At 65.7% G+C, this 17,346-nt stretch carries 13 protein-coding genes and 1 pseudogene; 4 read left to right on the top strand and 10 right to left on the bottom strand.

All coding sequences use genetic code 11. The annotated features are described in order from the left end of the window. Position 1: 1 nt before the first annotated feature. The gene (locus NLM25_RS20410; RefSeq protein WP_254138141.1) at positions 2-1,072 is read right to left on the bottom strand and encodes a Ppx/GppA phosphatase family protein; all 1,071 of its coding nucleotides are present in this window, start codon (positions 1,070-1,072) and stop codon (positions 2-4) included. A gap of 209 nt (positions 1,073-1,281) precedes the next feature. On the opposite strand from NLM25_RS20410, the gene NLM25_RS20405 reads away from it, so the two are divergent. After that, positions 1,282-3,654, top strand: a complete 2,373-nt coding sequence (locus NLM25_RS20405; RefSeq protein WP_254138140.1) for a xanthine dehydrogenase family protein molybdopterin-binding subunit — start codon at positions 1,282-1,284, stop codon at positions 3,652-3,654. A gap of 20 nt (positions 3,655-3,674) precedes the next feature. Here NLM25_RS20405 and NLM25_RS20400 read toward each other — a convergent pair whose 3' ends face one another. Both NLM25_RS20400 and NLM25_RS20395 read right to left on the bottom strand, forming a co-directional pair. Then, complete coding sequence (locus NLM25_RS20400) at positions 3,675-5,009, bottom strand: DUF5107 domain-containing protein (protein WP_254138139.1); 1,335 nt, start codon at positions 5,007-5,009, stop codon at positions 3,675-3,677. 108 nt (positions 5,010-5,117) lie between these two features. Then, on the bottom strand, positions 5,118-5,918 hold the full coding sequence (locus tag NLM25_RS20395) for a hypothetical protein (RefSeq protein ID WP_254138138.1): 801 nt from the start codon (positions 5,916-5,918) through the stop codon (positions 5,118-5,120). Positions 5,919-6,024: 106 nt separating this feature from the next. Between NLM25_RS20395 and NLM25_RS20390 the strand changes: the two genes are divergently transcribed. Genes NLM25_RS20390 through NLM25_RS20380 form a run of 3 tightly spaced genes read left to right on the top strand, consistent with a single transcriptional unit; the run spans position 6,025 to position 9,416 of the window. Then, positions 6,025-6,516, top strand: a complete 492-nt coding sequence (locus tag NLM25_RS20390) for a YaiI/YqxD family protein (RefSeq protein ID WP_254118632.1) — start codon at positions 6,025-6,027, stop codon at positions 6,514-6,516. 2 nt (positions 6,517-6,518) lie between these two features. Then, positions 6,519-8,333 (top strand): ABC-F family ATP-binding cassette domain-containing protein, encoded by a 1,815-nt coding sequence (locus NLM25_RS20385; RefSeq protein WP_254138137.1) that lies wholly within the window; start codon positions 6,519-6,521, stop codon positions 8,331-8,333. A 3-nt stretch (positions 8,334-8,336) separates the two neighbouring features. After that, positions 8,337-9,416: a D-TA family PLP-dependent enzyme gene (locus tag NLM25_RS20380; RefSeq protein WP_254138136.1), complete on the top strand. Its 1,080-nt coding sequence runs from the start codon at positions 8,337-8,339 to the stop codon at positions 9,414-9,416. A 110-nt stretch (positions 9,417-9,526) separates the two neighbouring features. Here the strand turns inward: NLM25_RS20380 and NLM25_RS20375 are convergent, their stop codons facing one another. The 7 genes and pseudogenes from NLM25_RS20375 to NLM25_RS20345 all read right to left on the bottom strand — a co-directional run bounded on the left by NLM25_RS20375 (position 9,527) and on the right by NLM25_RS20345 (position 17,340). Further along, a complete protein-coding gene (locus NLM25_RS20375; RefSeq protein ID WP_256570975.1) occupies positions 9,527-10,744 on the bottom strand; it encodes a TIGR03862 family flavoprotein in 1,218 nt (405 codons plus the stop codon). Next, the gene (locus tag NLM25_RS20370; RefSeq protein WP_254138134.1) at positions 10,741-11,658 is read right to left on the bottom strand and encodes an SDR family NAD(P)-dependent oxidoreductase; all 918 of its coding nucleotides are present in this window, start codon (positions 11,656-11,658) and stop codon (positions 10,741-10,743) included. Before NLM25_RS20370 ends, NLM25_RS20375 begins: the two co-directional genes overlap by 4 nt. Positions 11,659-11,892: 234 nt before the next feature. Beyond that, positions 11,893-12,372, bottom strand: a complete 480-nt coding sequence (locus NLM25_RS20365; protein WP_254118627.1) for a MaoC family dehydratase — start codon at positions 12,370-12,372, stop codon at positions 11,893-11,895. Beyond that, entirely contained in the window at positions 12,373-14,091 is a 1,719-nt protein-coding gene (locus NLM25_RS20360; RefSeq protein ID WP_254138133.1) for an AMP-binding protein, read from the bottom strand. Between the two features lie 127 nt (positions 14,092-14,218). Continuing rightward, positions 14,219-15,109: pseudogene (gene mmsB, locus NLM25_RS20355) on the bottom strand (3-hydroxyisobutyrate dehydrogenase); the annotation flags it as partial. Between the two features lie 21 nt (positions 15,110-15,130). Beyond that, a complete protein-coding gene (locus NLM25_RS20350) occupies positions 15,131-16,198 on the bottom strand; it encodes an enoyl-CoA hydratase/isomerase family protein (protein ID WP_254138131.1) in 1,068 nt (355 codons plus the stop codon). After that, entirely contained in the window at positions 16,195-17,340 is a 1,146-nt protein-coding gene (locus NLM25_RS20345) for an isobutyryl-CoA dehydrogenase (RefSeq protein WP_254138130.1), read from the bottom strand. The genes NLM25_RS20350 and NLM25_RS20345 overlap by 4 nt, the downstream gene beginning before the upstream one ends. Between the last annotated feature and the right edge of the window lie 6 nt (positions 17,341-17,346).

The following is a 17,346-nucleotide window of genomic DNA, read 5'->3' as shown; positions in this document are numbered from 1 at the left end:
CTCACCAGCTCCTGAGCGCGCCGTCTTCGCGCATCATCTCGACCAGCATGCCCTCCCGCAGGCCGCGGTCGGCGACGCGCAGGCGCGGCAGCGGAAAGGCGCGGCGGATAGCATCGAGGATGGCGCAGCCGGCGAGCACCAGATCGGCGCGCTCGACGCTGATGCAGCTGTTGCCGGCGCGCTCCTCGTAGCTCATGCCGAGCAGCTTGCTGATGGTCGCGGTGATGTCGGAATCGTTCATCCAGATGCTGTCGATGCGGCGGCGGTCGTAGCGCGCGAGGTTGAGATGGATGCCGGCGAGCGTCGTCACCGTGCCCGACGTGCCGAGCAGATGCATGTCGGCGAGATCGCGGCCATGTTCCTCGGCGAACGGCGCGACGTGGTTGGCGACCTCCTGCTCCATGGCGGCATAGATCTCCGGCGTGACGTCGCGGCCGCCGAACTGCTCGGCCAGCGTCACGACGCCGAGCGGGATCGACATCCAGGCTTTGATGCGCGGCTCCGGATTCGCGGGATCGCGCTCGATCCGCACCAGCTCGGTCGAGCCGCCGCCAATGTCGAACAGGATCGCGCCCCTGCCCCTGGGGTCCACCAGCGGCGAGCAGCCGAGCACGGCGAGCGCGGCCTCGGTCTCGCGGTTGATCACCTCGAGCTCGATGCCGGTCTCGGCCGCGACGCGGCTGCGGAAACCTTCCGCATTCGAGGCCGCGCGGCAGGCTTCGGTCGCGATCAGCCGCAGGCGCTTGGCTTTGCGCAAATTGATCTTGTCGCGGCAGATGCCCAGCGCCGCGATGGCGCGCTCGATCGCGGCCTCGCTGATGCAGCCCGTCGCCGAGACGCCCTCGCCGAGCCGGATGATGCGCGAGAAGGAATCGACCACGCGAAAGCCGTCGTGGGTCGGACAGGCGATCAGCAGCCTGCAATTGTTGGTGCCGAGGTCCAGCGCCGCATAGACGCCGGTTCCCGCTTGCGCGGGGACGGCCGGTTCGGGGGCCAACGCCACCGCCGCCATCGACCCCTCCAGCTCACCGTGCGGCATATGGCCGTCGCGGAGCCGCGTGTGGTCATTCATACAAACTGTCTTTCCGCGGCCGGTCGGGCCGGTCTGGAATTGATTTTTCGCCTGAAACATTAGCAGCGCGGCGGGTATGCGCAACAACGCATCACATGGGACCATGCCCATTCGTGCGTTGTCGTGAACGGGGTGGTGGGTTATCTCAATGGGGTCCGGTCCCCCGCTGCCGCGAAAATGCGCAAATGCCGGCTTTTCAGGTCATTTCCATGCAAGAACACACCAAATCCTCCACGCTCGAAAACGCTATTGCACTGCAAAAATATGGCGTCGGGCAACCGGTCCGCCGCAAGGAAGACGACACGCTGGTGCGCGGCAAGGGCCGCTACACCGATGATTTCAACCTGCCCGGCCAGGCCCACGCCGTGGTCGTCCGTTCCACCCATGCCCATGGCATCATCCGCGGCGTCGGCACCGATGCCGCCAGGGCGATGCCGGGCGTGCTGGGGGTGTGGACCGGCAAGGACCTCGATGCCGCCGGCTACGGCCCCTTCACCTGCGGCCTGCCGCTGAAGAACCGCGACGGCTCGCCCCTGCTCCAGACCAACCGCCAGCCGCTCGCGACCGACAAGGTCCGCTTCGTCGGCGATCCCGTGGCCTTCGTGGTCGCGGACACGCTGGCGCAGGCGCGCGATGCGGCCGAAGCGGTCGAGCTCGACATCGAACCGCTGCCGGCGGTGACCGATCCCGAGGACGCCACCAAGCCCGGCGCGCCGCAGCTTTACGACCACATCCCGAACAACGTCGCGCTCGACTACCATTATGGCGACGTGGACAAGGTGAACGCGGCCTTCGCCAGCGCCGCCCATGTGACCAAGGTCGACATCGAGAATACCCGCGTCGCCGTGGTCTCGATGGAGCCGCGCGTCGGGCTCGCCTCCTACGACAAGAAGACCGAGCGCTACACGATCCAGATGCCGACGCAGGGCGTTGCGGGCAACCGCGCCAACCTCGCCAAAAACCTGAAAGTGCCGAACGAGAAGGTGCGTATCCTCACCGCCAATGTCGGCGGCTCCTTCGGCATGAAGAACGTCAACTATCCCGAATACATGTGCATCCTGTACGCGGCCAGGGAACTGGGGCGCCCGGTGAAGTGGCTCGACGAGCGCTCGACCGCCTTCCTCTCCGACAGCCACGGCCGTGCGCAGAAAATCCATGCCGAGCTGGCGCTCGATGCCGAAGGGCACTTCCTCGCGGCGAAGCTGTCCGGCTATGGCAATCTCGGCGCCTACATCACCGGTGTTGCGCCGGGGCCGCTATCGCTCAACACCGGCAAGAATTTTTCAAGCGTCTACCGCACGCCGCTGATGGCGGTCGACATCAAGACGGTGCTCACCAACACCACGCTGATGGGCGCCTATCGCGGCGCCGGCCGGCCCGAGGCGAATTACTACATGGAGCGCCTGATCGACCGCGCCGCCGACGAGATGGGCATCAATCGGCTGACGATGCGCAAGCGCAACTTCATCAAGCAGAACCAGATGCCGTTCGCCGCCTCATCCGGCGTCACCTATGACAGCGGCGACTTCCAGGCCGTCTTCAACAAGGCGCTCGACATCTCCGACCACGAGAACTTCGCCAAGCGCAAGAAGGAGAGCAAGAAGGCCGGCAAGCTGCGCGGCATCGCCGTCGGCTCCTATCTCGAGGTCACCGCGCCGCCGAGCCCCGAGCTCGGCAAGATCGTGTTCGACGCTGACGGCTCCGTGCAGCTCATCACCGGCACGCTCGATTACGGCCAGGGCCATGCCACGCCGTTCGCGCAGGTGCTGTGCGAGCAGCTCGGCGTTCCCTTCGAGAGCGTCAAGCTGGTGCAGGGCGACAGCGACATCGTCCACACCGGCAACGGCACCGGCGGTTCGCGCTCGATCACCGCGAGCGGCATGGCGATCGTGGGCGCCGCCAAGCTGGTCATCGAGAAAGGCAAGCGCGCCGCCGCGCATATGCTCGAAGCCTCCGAGGCCGACATCGAGTTCGCCGACGGCAGCTTTACGATCGCCGGCACCGACCGCAGCATCGACATCATGGAGCTCGCCAAGAAGCTGCATGACGGCAAGGTGCCGGAGGGCGTGCCTGACAGCCTCGACGTCGACCATACCAGCGAGCCGGTGCCCTCGGCGTTCCCGAACGGCTGCCACGTCGCCGAGGTCGAGATCGACCCCGACACCGGCGTGGTGCAGATCGTGCGCTACAGCGCCGTCAACGATTTCGGCACGGTGATCAACCCGCTGCTGGTCGCGGGTCAGCTTCATGGCGGCGTCGTCCAGGGCATCGGCCAGGCGCTGATGGAGCACATCCGCTATGACGAGAGCGGCCAGCCGATCACGGGCTCGCTGATGGACTACGCGCTGCCGCGCGCCGAGGACGTGCCGAACATGACGGTCGGCGATCACCCGGTGCCCGCCACGACCAATCCGCTCGGCAGCAAGGGCTGCGGCGAAGCCGGCTGCGCCGGCAGCCTGTCGACGGTGGTGAACGCGGTGGTCGACGCCCTCTCCGACTACGGCATCAAGCACATCGACATGCCTCTGACCCCGGAAAAGGTCTGGCGCGCGATCCAGGACGCAAAGGGCAAGGCCGCGTAGGGGTACCGTTTCGAACGAGATTACCTGATCGCCGTCTCCGCGGCGATCAGCTCTTGTCCCTCCGTGGTCGTGATCGTCAGCCGTATCTTGTCTCCGCCGCGGCCGCCGGCAAGCGCCGTCGAAATGCGATTTCCGTGGTTCGGATCAGCGCGCACGAACTCGCTGAACAGGGCCGTATCGCCCTGTTTCAACGTGACAAGCAACGGGATGGCCGGCTCAGCGCTGAAGAACTCGAGACTAGCGCGAGACGCCTCGGCCGAGAGATTGACCAGGATTTTCTCGTTCGCGTGCGTCACGTTGCTCATGCCGACGGTCGGGCTGTAAGTTTCCGGAATCGACACCTCACCGCGTGCGGGAAAGTCTGCATCGTGGAAAAACTGGTCTGACACGCCCGCCCACAATTCGACATACGGCCGCCACTCGTTCGGATCCTTCCGGGCGTCGGTTTCGGCGGTGAACGAGGCAAACCCCCACGTCCACATTTTCAAGCCCCGAGTGAGGCTATTGTCCGCGATGCGAATGATTCCTTCTGCGTTGTCATGGTTGATGACGCCCCAGAAATTCCCGCCCTGCATATCCGGAGCGGCATAGGCGATGCCCATCTTTGGCCAGTTCTTGAAGTAGCGCAGGCTTTCGAAGCGCCGCCTGCCGATCCCCGCGCTCTCGTCACCGTCTGCCAGATTGGCCGACCAGGCAGGCGTGGTGTAGGTCCGGATCGGCGCGATGATCTCGGCGCCGCCGGTTGCCCTCGGATGGTTCGGCTCCGATCCCGGAGCGAGCGTCGTGCAGGTCCAGTACTCGTATGGAACAGCCTTGTTGTTCGGATTCTTCAGCACCACGCGGGTATCGAGTGCCGCACGATCAGCCTTCAGCGTGACGTAGTAGCTCGCCTCGATGCCGGTCGCGGCCCTGAACTTGCCGGGTCGCGCGGAATAGTCGAAGTCATCCCGGAACGACATCACGACCGTGACTTCGTCGGCGACCTGCTTCACCACCCGGAAAGCCCACGGCTTCAGCCACGTCTTGCCGTGCTCGGCATCGGGGAACGTTGGGAAGATTCCGCCGTACACCATCAGCCAGTCGTAGTAGAAATTTCCGGCCTTCATCCCGTAGGGCACCCCGACCTCCGTTCGATAAAGCTGCTCGTGGCCGGTCGGCTTGTAGATCATGGAGAGGATGCGTCCCCCGAATTCGGGCACGAGCGTCACTTTCAGGTATCGGTTCTCGAGTACGTAGGACCTGAAACGGCGCTCGACGATCGTGTTCTTGTCGAGCGATCCGCTGACAAGGCCATTCTCGGCATCGGTGATGAACTTGACGGTGCTCCATGTCGTCGTCTGCTCGCTAAGCGACACGCGGTCGGGTATTGGCGAAGCGGCATGCACGACGCAAGGCGCATGGAGCGACAAAAGGACTGCTATTCCGAAACAAACGAGGGCGCGCAAGGAAGCCTGAACTGGCATTCAGGCCGCCGCCTGCTCACGCGGCTGGTAGATCGCGGTGTGCTGGCAATGCGCCAATGGCGTCGTGCCGTTGGCGACGACGAGCGCGTCGAACTCGACGAAGCGGTGGCCCTTCTTCTCGTAATTCGCGGTGACCTTTGCCCGCGCGGTGATCTCGTCGCCGGCGCGCGCGGCCGACAGCAGCTGCATGCGGCTGCCGACATGGATCCATGGACCAAGAATCGTGTTGTCGACGAGGACACGGTTCATCACGCGTTGGATCAGGCCGGGATGGCCGAGCCCCTCGCGCGCGAAGATCGGATCGGTCTCCCTGACATCAGTGAGATAGTCGGTCGCGTCCTGCCCGGCCCAGCGGCGGGGCGTCGTGCCCAGCCATTTGCCCATTTCGAACGTCGCCGGGCTGACCGGCTTGCGCTCGGCGACCGCAGGCACCTCGACATAGTCGCTCAATGACACCGCGGGCGTGGTCGTCGGCAGCACAGCCGTCCCCGTGGCGCAGAGCTCGGTGCGGCTGAACACCTCGATCGTCAGCAGGCCGTTGTGCTCGGTCGCGTCGATATCGGCGGTCTCGCCGTCATAAACCGGCTTGATGAAGCGGGCCTCGACCAGCCCGCGGGACAGGAAATCGCGGCCCCAGCGCGCCAACGGCACGTGCATCATGTAGGCGAAGACGTCGACGCCCGGGACCAGCCCGCCGGAGAAGCCGAAGCGGCGCGCCACCGTGTCGTCATGCATCTTGTTTTCGGATTGTTTTGCGGTGTTGTAGGCCTCGACGCGCCAGGTTTCGAGCCGGTTCGGCATGGCTTGGCTTTCCCCAAATTCTTGTTGTTTCGGGCCGATCGTAGGCCCTGAGGAACCAGGGTCAATCCCCTCGCCTTTGCGGCCCGAATGGGGTACCACGCGGCGAATGACTGACACCCCCACCCGCATCTATGTCGACGCCGACGCCTGCCCGGTGAAGGACGAGATCTACCGCGTCGCGCTCCGGCACGGCGTGCCCGTGAGCGTGGTCGCCGGCAATTTCATCCGCGTGCCGCAGGATCCGATGATCGAGCGCATCGCCGCAGGCAGCGGCATGGACGCCGCTGACGACTGGATCGCCGAGCGCGCCCGGCCCGGCGACGTGGTCGTAACCTCCGACATTCCGCTGGCAAGCCGCTGCGTCAAAGCCGGCGCCGACGTGATCGCACCGAACGGCAAACCGTTCACCGAGGAGTCGATCGGGATGACGCTGGCGGTGCGCAACCTGATGACGGATCTGCGCTCGGCCGGCGAGGTCACCGGCGGCCCGCGATCGTTCGCCCCGCGCGACCGCTCGGCCTTCCTCTCGGCGCTCGACCAGACGCTGCGCCGGATCCAGCGCCGCCGCGCAGATCAGCCCGCAACGAACCAAGGCTGACCATGGCGCCGCCGCTGATCCAACTGAAAGACATCAAGCTGACCTTTGGCGGCACGCCGCTGCTGTCAGGCGTCGAGCTCAACGTTGCGCCATCCGAGCGCGTCTGCCTGATCGGCCGCAACGGCTCCGGCAAGTCGACGCTGCTGAAGATCGCGGCCGGCCTCGTCGAGCCCGACGGCGGCACGCGGTTCGTGCAGCCCGGCGCGACCGTCCGCTATCTGCCGCAGGAGCCGGATTTCGGCGAGCACAAGACCACGCTCGCCTACGTCGAAGCTGGACTGGCGCCGGGCGACGATCCGTACCAGGCGCGCTATCTGGTGGAGCAGCTCGGGCTCACCGGCAACGAGAACCCGGCCAATGTCTCCGGCGGCGAGGCCCGCCGTGCCGCGCTGGCACGGGTGCTGGCGCCCTCGCCCGACATTTTGCTGCTGGACGAGCCGACCAACCATCTCGATCTCTCCACCATTGAATGGCTGGAAAAGGAGCTCGACTCCAGGCGCAGTGCGCTCGTGATCATCAGCCACGACCGCCGCTTCCTGACCAATCTCTCGCGCTCGACCGCATGGCTCGACCGCGGCAAGATCAAGCAGATCGACCGCGGCTTTGCCTCGTTCGAGACCTGGCGCGATGAAGTGCTCGCGGAAGAAGAGCGCGACCAGCACAAGCTCGACCGCAAGATCGTCGACGAGGAGCACTGGCTGCGCCACGGCGTCTCCGGCCGTCGCAAGCGCAACGTCAAGCGGCTCGGCAATCTGCATGCGCTGCGCGACCAGCGGCGCAATTATCGCGGCACGGCCGGGACCGCCAGTCTCGCCGCCGCCGAAGCGGAGCAATCCGGCAAGCTGGTGATCGAGGCCAAGGGCGTCACCAAGGCCTATGGCGAGCGCAAGATCGTCGAGAATTTCTCGACCCGCATCCAGCGCGGCGACCGGCTCGGCATCGTCGGACCGAACGGTGCCGGCAAGACCACGCTGGTCAATCTGCTCACCGGCGGCGCGCAGCCCGATTCCGGCATTGTGCGGCTGGGGGCCAATCTGGAGATAGCGACCCTCGATCAGCACCGCGAAAGCCTCGATCCCAAATCGACGCTGGCCGAAGCGCTGACCGGCGGTCGCGGCGACCAGATCATGGTCGGCGGCAAGCCGAAGCATGTCGTCGGCTACATGAAGGACTTCCTGTTCGCGCAGGAGCAGCGCGGTACGCCGGTGGAAGTGCTCTCGGGCGGCGAGCGCGGCCGGCTGATGCTGGCGCGCGCGCTGGCAAAGCCCTCGAACCTCCTCGTGCTGGACGAACCGACCAACGATCTCGACCTCGAAACGCTCGACGTGCTCGAGGACATGCTCGGCGATTACGAGGGTACGGTCATCCTGATCAGCCATGACCGCGACTTCCTCGATCGTATCGTCACCTCGGTGATCGCGCCCGAGGGCAACGGCAAATGGACCGAATATGCCGGCGGCTACAGCGACATGCTGACCCAGCGCGGTGCCGACCTGAAGCGTGAGACGGCGAAGACGCAAGCCGCCCCGGCGGAGAAGAAAGAGGAGCGCGCCGCGGCGCCCGCGTCCGCTTCCAAGCGAAAGCTGAGCTTCAACGAGAAGCACGCGCTGGAAACGCTGCCGAAGAAGATGGAAACGTTGCATGCCGATATCGCCAAGCTGCAACGCGTGCTCGACGATCCCAACCTCTACGCCAAGGACCGCAAGACATTCGACGACACGTCCGCTGCCATCGCCAAGGCGCACGAGGAACTGTCCGCGTCCGAAGAGCGCTGGCTCGAACTTGAAATGCTCCGCGAAGAAATTGAACAGGCATAACCCATGACAACCACCCTCGCCGCAAAGATCGCCCGTGAGTACGGCACGCCCTGCGCCGTCATCGACATGGACAAGGTCGAACGCAACATCGCGCGCATACAGAAGGCCTGCGACGATGCCGGCGTCGCCAACCGTCCGCACATCAAGACGCACAAGAACCCGACCATCGCTAAGATGCAGGTCGCGGCGGGCGCCAAGGGCATCACCTGCCAGAAGCTCGGCGAAGCCGAGATCATGGCCAATGCCGGCATCGACGACATCCTCATCAGCTACAATCTCCTGGGCGAAGAGAAGATGGCGCGTCTCGGCGCGCTTCAGGCGAAGGCCAACATGACGGTGGCCGCCGACAATTCCACCGTCGTCGCCGGTCTGCCCAAGGCCGCCGCGGCGTCGGGCCGTCCGCTCTCGGTCGTCGTCGAATGCGACACCGGGCGCAAGCGCGCGGGCGTCGAGACGCCGGCCGAAGCGATTGCGCTGGCGCGTGAGATCGCCGGATCCAAGGGGCTCGAATTCGCGGGCTTCATGATGTACCCGACCGAAACCGGCTGGGCGGATGCACAGAAATTCTACGATGAAGCGCTGGCCGGCGTACGCGCGCACGGGCTCGATGCAAAGATCGTCTCGACCGGCGGCACGCCGAACCTGAAGAATCTCGGCAAGCTCAAGGGCGGCACCGAGCATCGCTTCGGCACCTATATCTACAACGACCGCATGCAGGTCGCGGCCGGCTCCGCCACCTGGGACGACTGCGCGCTCCACATCTATTCGACGGTGGTGAGCCGCGCCGCGCCCGAGCGCGGCATCCTCGATGCAGGCTCGAAGACGCTGACGACCGACACCGGCGGGCTCGACGGCCACGGCCTGATCCTGGAACATCCCGAAGCCAAGATCGCCAAATTCGCCGAGGAACACGGTTTTCTCGACCTCTCCCGCAGCAACACGCGGCCCAACGTCGGCGACGTGGTGCGGATCGTGCCCAACCACGTCTGCGTCGTCGTCAACATGATGGACGAGGTGGTGATGGTGCGCGGCGAGGAGATCATCGGCACGCTGCCGGTCGCGGCACGCGGGAAGTTGAGGTAGGGGCGCGGTGCTCCCACAGCCGTCATTGCGAGGAGCAAAGCGACGAAGCAATCCAGACTATCTCCGCGGAGGGATCTTGGATTGCTTCGCTGCGCTCGCAATGACGGTGTTTAGCGGTTGAGCCACTTCACCACACCCCGACCCGCGGCAGTCCCCGTCGCAAACGACGCCTGCAGCAGATAGCCGCCGGTCGGCGCTTCCCAGTCCAGCATCTCGCCCGCGGCGAACACGCCGGGCAGCTTGCGGATCATGAAGTCGGCGTCGAGCTCATCGAAGGCAATCCCGCCCGCGGTCGAGATGGCGCGATCGATCGGGGCGACGCCGGTGAGCTGAACCGGAATGGCGTTCACCAGCTGGGCGAGCTCTGCCGGCGAAAGCGCCGCCAGCGTGCGGCCGGATGCAATGGCCGCTTCCTGCATCAGGCCGATGCCGACCGGCGACAATTGCGCCGCCTTGCGCAGAAAATTCGCCAGCGATTGCTTGCCGCGCGTGCCCGACAGGCGCGTGGTCAGCGCGGCGGCATCGAGGTCGGGCCGCAACGCGATCGAAAGTCGCGCCTGCCCGATCCCCAGCACCGCCTCGCGCAGCTCCGCCGACAGCGCATAGATCGCGCCGCCTTCGATGCCGCTTCGGGTAATCATCGCCTCGCCGCGCACCGTGTGCGCGCCGACCGTCAGCGCCACGCCCTTGAGCGGCTGGCCCTCGAACCGATCGCGTAACACATCGGACCATGCGACCGTGAAGCCGGAATTGGCCGGCCGGAGCTTTGAGATGGCAACGCCCCTTGCGGCGAGATAATCGACCCACGCGCCATCCGAGCCGAGCCGCGGCCAGCTTGCGCCGCCAAGTGCGAGCACCGTCGCGCCGGCCGCGATGGCCCGCGCGCCATCTGGCGTTTGAAACTGAAGCCGCCCCTCGCCGTCCCAGCCGGTCCAGCGATGACGGAAGGCAAAGCGCACCCCGGCGGCATCGAGCCGGCGCAGCCAGGCGCGCAACAAGGGCGAGGCCTTGAATGCCTTTGGAAACACCCGCCCGCTGGTGCCGACGAAGGTCGGCTCGCCAAGGGCCTCGCTCCAGGCCCGCAAGCCGTCCGGCGAAAAGGCCTCGATCGCCGCCTGCAGCTTCGGTGCCGCCTCGCGATAGCGCGCCATGAATTGCGGCAGCGGCTCGCTGTGGGTGAGGTTGAGACCGCCGCGGCCGGCCATCAGGAACTTTCGGCCCGCGGACGGCATGGCGTCATACACGGTGACGCGGGCACCGCCCTGCGCCAGCACCTCCGCCGCCATCAGCCCGGCGGGACCGGCGCCGATGACGGCGACGGCTGTCAGAGCTTGATCCCCGCCCGTGCCGCGGCCTGGGCCACGTATTTCTGCGTCTGCTCGAACGCGCCTTGCAGCGCCTTGGCCTTCGACATGTCGCTGATCTCTTCGAAATGTGCAGCAACCGCGTCCGGCGTCCACTCAGCTTCCGGCAGGTTGATGCCTTCGCTCTCCAGGATCTTGATCACGGCAAACGATCCTGCACCGGCGCCCATGATGGTGCGGGTCGGCGCGTCCTCGCTCAGCATGTACTCGACCGCGGGCGTGATCGCGTTCGGCTTCATCAGCTGCAGCGCCTGCGGCGGCAGCAGCTCTTCGGTCATGCGGGTCGCCGCCGTCGGCGAGATGATGTTGACGCGGATGTTGTTCTTGCGGCCCTCCTCGGCCAGCACGTTCATCAGACCGACCATGCCGGATTTCGCCGCGCCGTAATTGGCCTGGCCGAAATTGCCGTAGAGGCCGGAGGACGACGTGGTCAGCACGATGCGACCGTAATTGCGATCGCGCATGCCGGCCCAGGCCGCCTTGCAGCAATAGAAGGTGCCGACGAGGTGCACGTCGAGCACCTTCTGGAAATCGGCCGCTTCCATCTTGCCGAACGACTTGTCGCGCAAAATGCCGGCATTGGCGCACATCAGATCGACGCTGCCCCATTCCTTGGTGGCGCGCGCGACCATGGCGGTGACCTGTTCGAAATTGGAGACGTCGGCGCCGTCGGCCATCGCGGTGCCACCGGCCTTGCGGATCTCCTCGACCACGGCTTCGGCCGGCGACAGCGAGCCGCCGCTGCCGTCACGCGCGCCTCCGAAATCGTTGACGACGACTTTTGCGCCGCGGCTGGCCAGCCCCAGCGCATGCGCGCGTCCGAGGCCATTACCCGCGCCGGTGACGATGGCGACGCGTCCGTCGAACCTGATTGCCATGAGTGAAATTCCTGCTTCTTCTTCCTGCTCCCATTGTGGGAGAAGGTGGCGCGAAGCGCCGGATGAGGGGTTGTCTCTGCGAGCGAGTCCGCGGAGAGAGACCCCTCACCCGGCTTCGCTCCGCGAAGCCACCCTCTCCCACAGGGGGAGAGGGTGAGAAGGCTCCGCGCGAGATTTGGACAGCTTTTGAGCAGTGCTGAACGGCCGGGTCAAGCCCGGCCATGACGGCCCTGTTCAGGCGAAATAGATCAGGCCCAGCCACTCCGCGACCAGCGCGGGCTTGTCCTCGCCTTCGATCTCCACGGTGACGTTGGTGCGGGACTGCAATTCGTTGGGCTTGCGCAGCTTGGCTTCCGCCAGCACGAAACGGCCGCGAACGCGTTTTCCCGAGCGCACCGGCGAGATGAAGCGCAGCTTGTCGAAACCGTAATTGACGCCCATCGTGGTGCCTGCGATCACCGGCATCACCTCGTAGGACATGATCGACAGCAGCGACATCGTGAGAAAGCCGTGCGCGATGGTGGTGCCGAACGCGGTCTCTTTCTTGGCGCGCTCGGGATCGACATGGATGAACTGGTGATCCTCGATCACGTCGGCATAGGTGTCGATGCGGGGCTGATCGACCAGGTGCCACGACGACACGCCGATCTCCTTGCCGACCATGGCCTGATAGGCTTCCAGGGAAATCGGCGGCTTCTTCCAGACTTCGTTCACTTAGGCCTCACTCCGTGTTTTCGGCAGCTCCGGAAAATCCTCCTCACGGAATTCCCGGCCGCGCAGCGGATCGTTGCGATCATCGTCGCGTTCGAGCCTGCGTAGCTGCACCCGGCGGATTTTTCCAGAGATCGTCTTCGGCAGTTCGGTGACGATTTCAAGGCGTCGGATCCGCTTGAACGGCGCAAGGCGCGTGTGCAGATGCTGGAAAATCGACAGCGCCGTCGCCGGCGAGCGCTCCGCGCCCGAAGTCAGCAGCACGAAGGCCTTGGGGATCGCGAGCCGGATCGGATCGGGGCTCGGCACCACGGCGGCCTCGGCGACGAGCTCGTGCTCCAGCAGCACGCTCTCCAGCTCGAACGGGCTGATGCGATAGTCGGAGGACTTGAAGACGTCGTCGGAACGGCCGACGAAGGTGAGATAGCCGTCCTCGTCCTCGAACACGACGTCGCCGCTGCGATAAAGCTCGCCTTCCGCGCCCGACAACTTGCCGTCGTCGCCCTGATAGCCCTGCATCAGGCCGGCGGGGCGGTCAGCGCCCAGCACCAGCGCGACCTCGCCCTCCTTCGCCGGATGGCCGTCGGCATCGCTGACCTGCACGCGATAGCCCGGCAGCGGGCGGCCCATCGAGCCGACCTTGATCTTCTGACCCGGCGAGTTGCCCGCGAGCGCGGTGGTTTCGGTCTGGCCGTAGCCGTCGCGGATGGTGAGGCCCCAGGCGGCCTGCACCTGGTCGATCACTTCAGGATTGAGCGGCTCGCCGGCGCCGCAGACCTCGCGCAAGGCCACCTTGAACGATGCAAGGTTCTCCTGGATGAACAGCCGCCACACCGTCGGCGGCGCGCACAGCGTGGTGACGCCGCAGCGGCCGATGGTGGCAAGCAGGCCCTTGGCATCGAAGCGCGGCTGGTTGACGACGAACACGGTCGCGCCGGCATTCCACGGCGCGAAGAAGCAGCTCCAGGCGTGCTTGGCCCAGCCGGGCGAAGAGATGTTGAGATGGACGTCGCCGGGCTTCAGCCCGATCCAGTACATGGTCGAGAGGTGGCCGACGGGATAGCTGCGCTGGCTGTGCCGCACCAGTTTTGGTTTGGCCGTCGTGCCCGAGGTGAAATAGAGCAGCATCGGGTCGTCGGCGTTGGTCGGGCCGTCGGCCGCAAAACTCTCAGGCGCCTTCGCCGCCTCGTCATAGGCAAGCCAGCCATCGGAGGCCGCGCCGACGACGATGCGGACGATGTTCCCGGCACCGAGGCTTGCGAATTTCGCGACCTGGTCTTCGGCAGCCACCACCACCTTCGCCTTGCCGCGATCGAGCCGATCGCGAAGTTCCTCGGCAGTGAGCAGCGTGGTCGCGGGGATCACGACGACGCCGAGCTTCATCGCAGCCAGCATCGTCTCCCACAGCGGAACCACGTTGCCGAGCAGCAGCAGGAGATGGTCGCCGCGCTTCAGGCCCTGTGCGCGGAGGAAGTTGGCGACCTGATTGGAGCGCTGCGACAGCGCCGCGAAGGACAGTTTTGTCTGCTTGTCCTGGGCGGCATCGACGATCCAGAGCGCGGGCTGGTCCTTAGTTTCCGCATTCGTCGCCAACTCGGCGTCGAACCAGTCAAGCGCCCAGTTGAAGGGAACCGGATCGGGCCAGCGGAAACCTTTGACCGCGGTCTCGTAGTCCGTGCGGTGATGAAGCAGAAACGCGCGCGCTTCCTGAAATGTCGTCATGGTCAGAGCCCGTCGAATTGACCTTCGAGCGTAGCCCGGATGGAGCGAAGCGCAATCCGAGCCGGCTACGCCCTTCGACGAAGCTGTCCCGGATTTCGCTTCGCTCCATCCGGGCTACGAAGCCTCGCTATTTTCCAGCGAGGCCGCGAACGTGCTTGATAATTCCGGAAAAATCCACCCCGCCCTGCCCGGCTGCGTCGAAAGACTGATAGATCTCCTGCGCATGCTTGCCGAGCGGCGTCGCCGCGCCAGCGGCCTTGGCAGCGTCCTGCGCCAGGGTCAGATCTTTCACCATCAGCGCCGAGGCAAAACCCGGCTTGTAGTCGTTGTTGGCCGGCGAGGTCGGCACCGGGCCCGGAACCGGGCAATAGGTCGTCAGCGACCAGCACTGGCCCGATGAGGTCGAGGCGACGTCGAACAGCGCCTGGTGCGAGAGGCCGAGCTTCTCGCCGAGCGCAAACGCCTCGCTCACCGCGATCATGGAGATGCCGAGGATCATGTTGTTGCAGATCTTTGCCGCCTGCCCCGCGCCGGCGCCGCCGCAATGGACGATCTTCTTGCCCATCTTCTCCAGCACGGGCTTGGCCGCCGCGAACGCGTTCTCCTCGCCGCCGCACATGAAGGTGAGCGTCGCGCCCTTGGCGCCGCCGGTGCCACCGGAGACCGGCGCGTCAACCGAGAGAATGCCGTTCTTGGCTGCGAGCGCGTGGGCCTGCCGCGCGCTCTCGACGTCGATGGTGGAGGAGTCGATGATCAGCGCGCCCTTGCTCATGGCGGGAACGACCTCGCTCCAGACGCCCAGCACATGCTTGCCTGCGGGGAGCATGGTGACGACGACATCGGCGCCCTTCACCGCGGCGGGCGCACTGTCGGCAATGCCGGCGCCGTCCGCCTTGGCTTGCGCGCGCGAGGCTTCGACGAGGTCGAAGGCGACGACCTTGTGGCCGGCCTTGACCAGGTTGGCGGCCATCGGGCCGCCCATGTTGCCGAGACCGATGAATGCGATCGTGGCCATCTTCGTTTCCTCCGCTTGGCGTTGTTAGTTGAACTTCAGCTCATCAGTACCGATCCCGGCGAGATACGGCGCAAGCATCTCCGGCGTGACATCCTCGATGCGTGGCGGCGACCAGGTCGGATTGCGGTCCTTGTCGATCACGGCCGCGCGGACGCCCTCGCGGAAATCGTCGCTGCGGAAGACTTCCCGCGCGGCGCGATATTCGCACACCAGACACTCTTCCAGGCTCGACGCCGTGCGCGCCAGCCGCAACAGCTTCAGCGTCACCACCATGCCGCGCGGAGATTTTTCGTTGAGTGTCTTCAGCGTGGCCAGCGCGAATTCGGAGCCGTCGCGCTTGAGCGCGGCGACGATATCCTCCATGCGGTCGAAGCCGAACAATGCGTCGATAGCAGGCTCATTTGCGGCGACGGGCCCCGCGGTCTCGCCCGTCGCATAGCCGTTGACGAGCTTGGTGACCTCGGCCGCAGTCACGTCGGGACGAACCTTGGTCAGCGCCTCGCGCAGCTCGGGCCATTTGGCCGCCGGCACCACGGCGTCCGCGAATTTCGCGTGGATCGCATCGGGGCCGTTCATGGTCTGGCCGGTCAGGCCAAAGTAAGTGCCGATCTCGCCGGGCGAGCGCGATAGCAGCCAGGTGCCGCCAACGTCAGGGAAAAAGCCCAGCCCGACCTCGGGCATCGCGAGCTTGGTTCGATCCGTCACGACACGATGGCTTGCGTGGCCTGATAGCCCTACGCCGCCCCCCATCACGAGACCATCCATGAATGCGACGTACGGCTTCGGGTACTTCGCGATCCGCGCATTCATGATGTATTCCTGGCGCCAGAACCGCGCGCCGAGATCACCGCCTTCGCGCGAGCTCTCCCAGAGGCCGCGGATATCGCCGCCAGCGCAAAGCCCGCGTTCGCCGGAGCCTTCCAGGATGATGACGGCCACTTCCGGATCGCTCTCGAACTTATCGAGCGCCGCGTCTATGCCGATGGACATCTCCAGCGTCATGGCATTGATCGCCTTGGGACGGTTGAGGCGGATTACGCCCGCCGCGCCCTCGCGGCGGACGATGAGATCGCCCTCTTCCACTGAACTCATCGCGCGCCCTCGATCAGTTTGCGCGCCACGATGAGCCGCATGATTTCATTGGTGCCTTCGAGGATCTGGTGCACGCGCAGGTCGCGCACGATCTTCTCGATGCCGTATTCACTGAGGTAACCGTAGCCGCCATGAAGCTGCAGCGCGTGGTTGGCGACCTCGAAACCGACATCGGTGCCGAAGCGTTTTGCCATCGCGCACAGCATGGTGGCGTCAGGATCCTTGCGGTCCAGCGCGGCGGCGGCACGCCACAGGAAGGTGCGCGCGGCCTCCAGCTCGATCGCCATGTCGGCCAGGCGGAATTGCAGCGCCTGGAATTCGTCGAGACGTTTTCCAAACGCCTTGCGTTCCTTCATGTAGGAACGCGCCTTGTCGAGCGCCGTCTGTGCGCCGCCGAGCGAGCACGCCGTGATGTTGAGACGGCCGCCGTCGAGGCCGGCCATCGCGATCTTGAAGCCGACGCCCTCCTCGCCGAGGCGGTTGGCGACCGGCACGCGGGCGTTCTCGAAGATCACGGCGCGGGTTGGCTGCGCGTTCCAGCCCATCTTGCGTTCATTGGCGCCGAACGACACGCCCGGCGTCTTGCCATCGATGACGAGGGTCGAAATGCCGCCCGGGCCATCGCCGCCGGTGCGCACCATCGCGACCAGAAGGTCGGTGCCGCCGGCGCCCGAGATGAACTGCTTCTGGCCGTTGAGCACGTAATGATCGCCGTCGCGCACGGCGCGGGTGCGCAGGGCTGCCGCGTCGGAGCCGGCACCCGGCTCGGTCAGGCAGTAGCTCGCGATCAGCTCCATGATGCAGAGCTTTGGCAGCCATGTGTGGCGCTGGGTGTCGCTGCCATAGGCATCGATCATCCAGCTCGCCATGTTGTGGATGGAGATGAAGGCCGAAGTCGTCGGGCAGCCCGTCGCCAGCGCTTCGAAGATCAGCGCCGCGTCGAACCGCGTCATGGCGGAGCCGCCGACATCCTCGCGGATGTAGATGCCGCCCATGCCGAGCGTCGCGGCTTCGCGCATCACGTCGACGGGGAAATGCTTTTCCTCGTCCCAGCGCAACGCGTGCGGCGCGATCTTTTCCGCCGCAAACGCCAACGCCATGTCGCGAACCGCGACCTGATCCTCGTTCAGAGCGAATTGCATCCCGGC

Source organism: Bradyrhizobium sp. CCGB01 (assembly GCF_024199795.1).
Classification (GTDB): domain Bacteria; phylum Pseudomonadota; class Alphaproteobacteria; order Rhizobiales; family Xanthobacteraceae; genus Bradyrhizobium.
The sequence above is the reverse complement of the archived record's forward strand: the minus strand, read 5'-3'. Positions and strand labels throughout refer to the sequence as shown.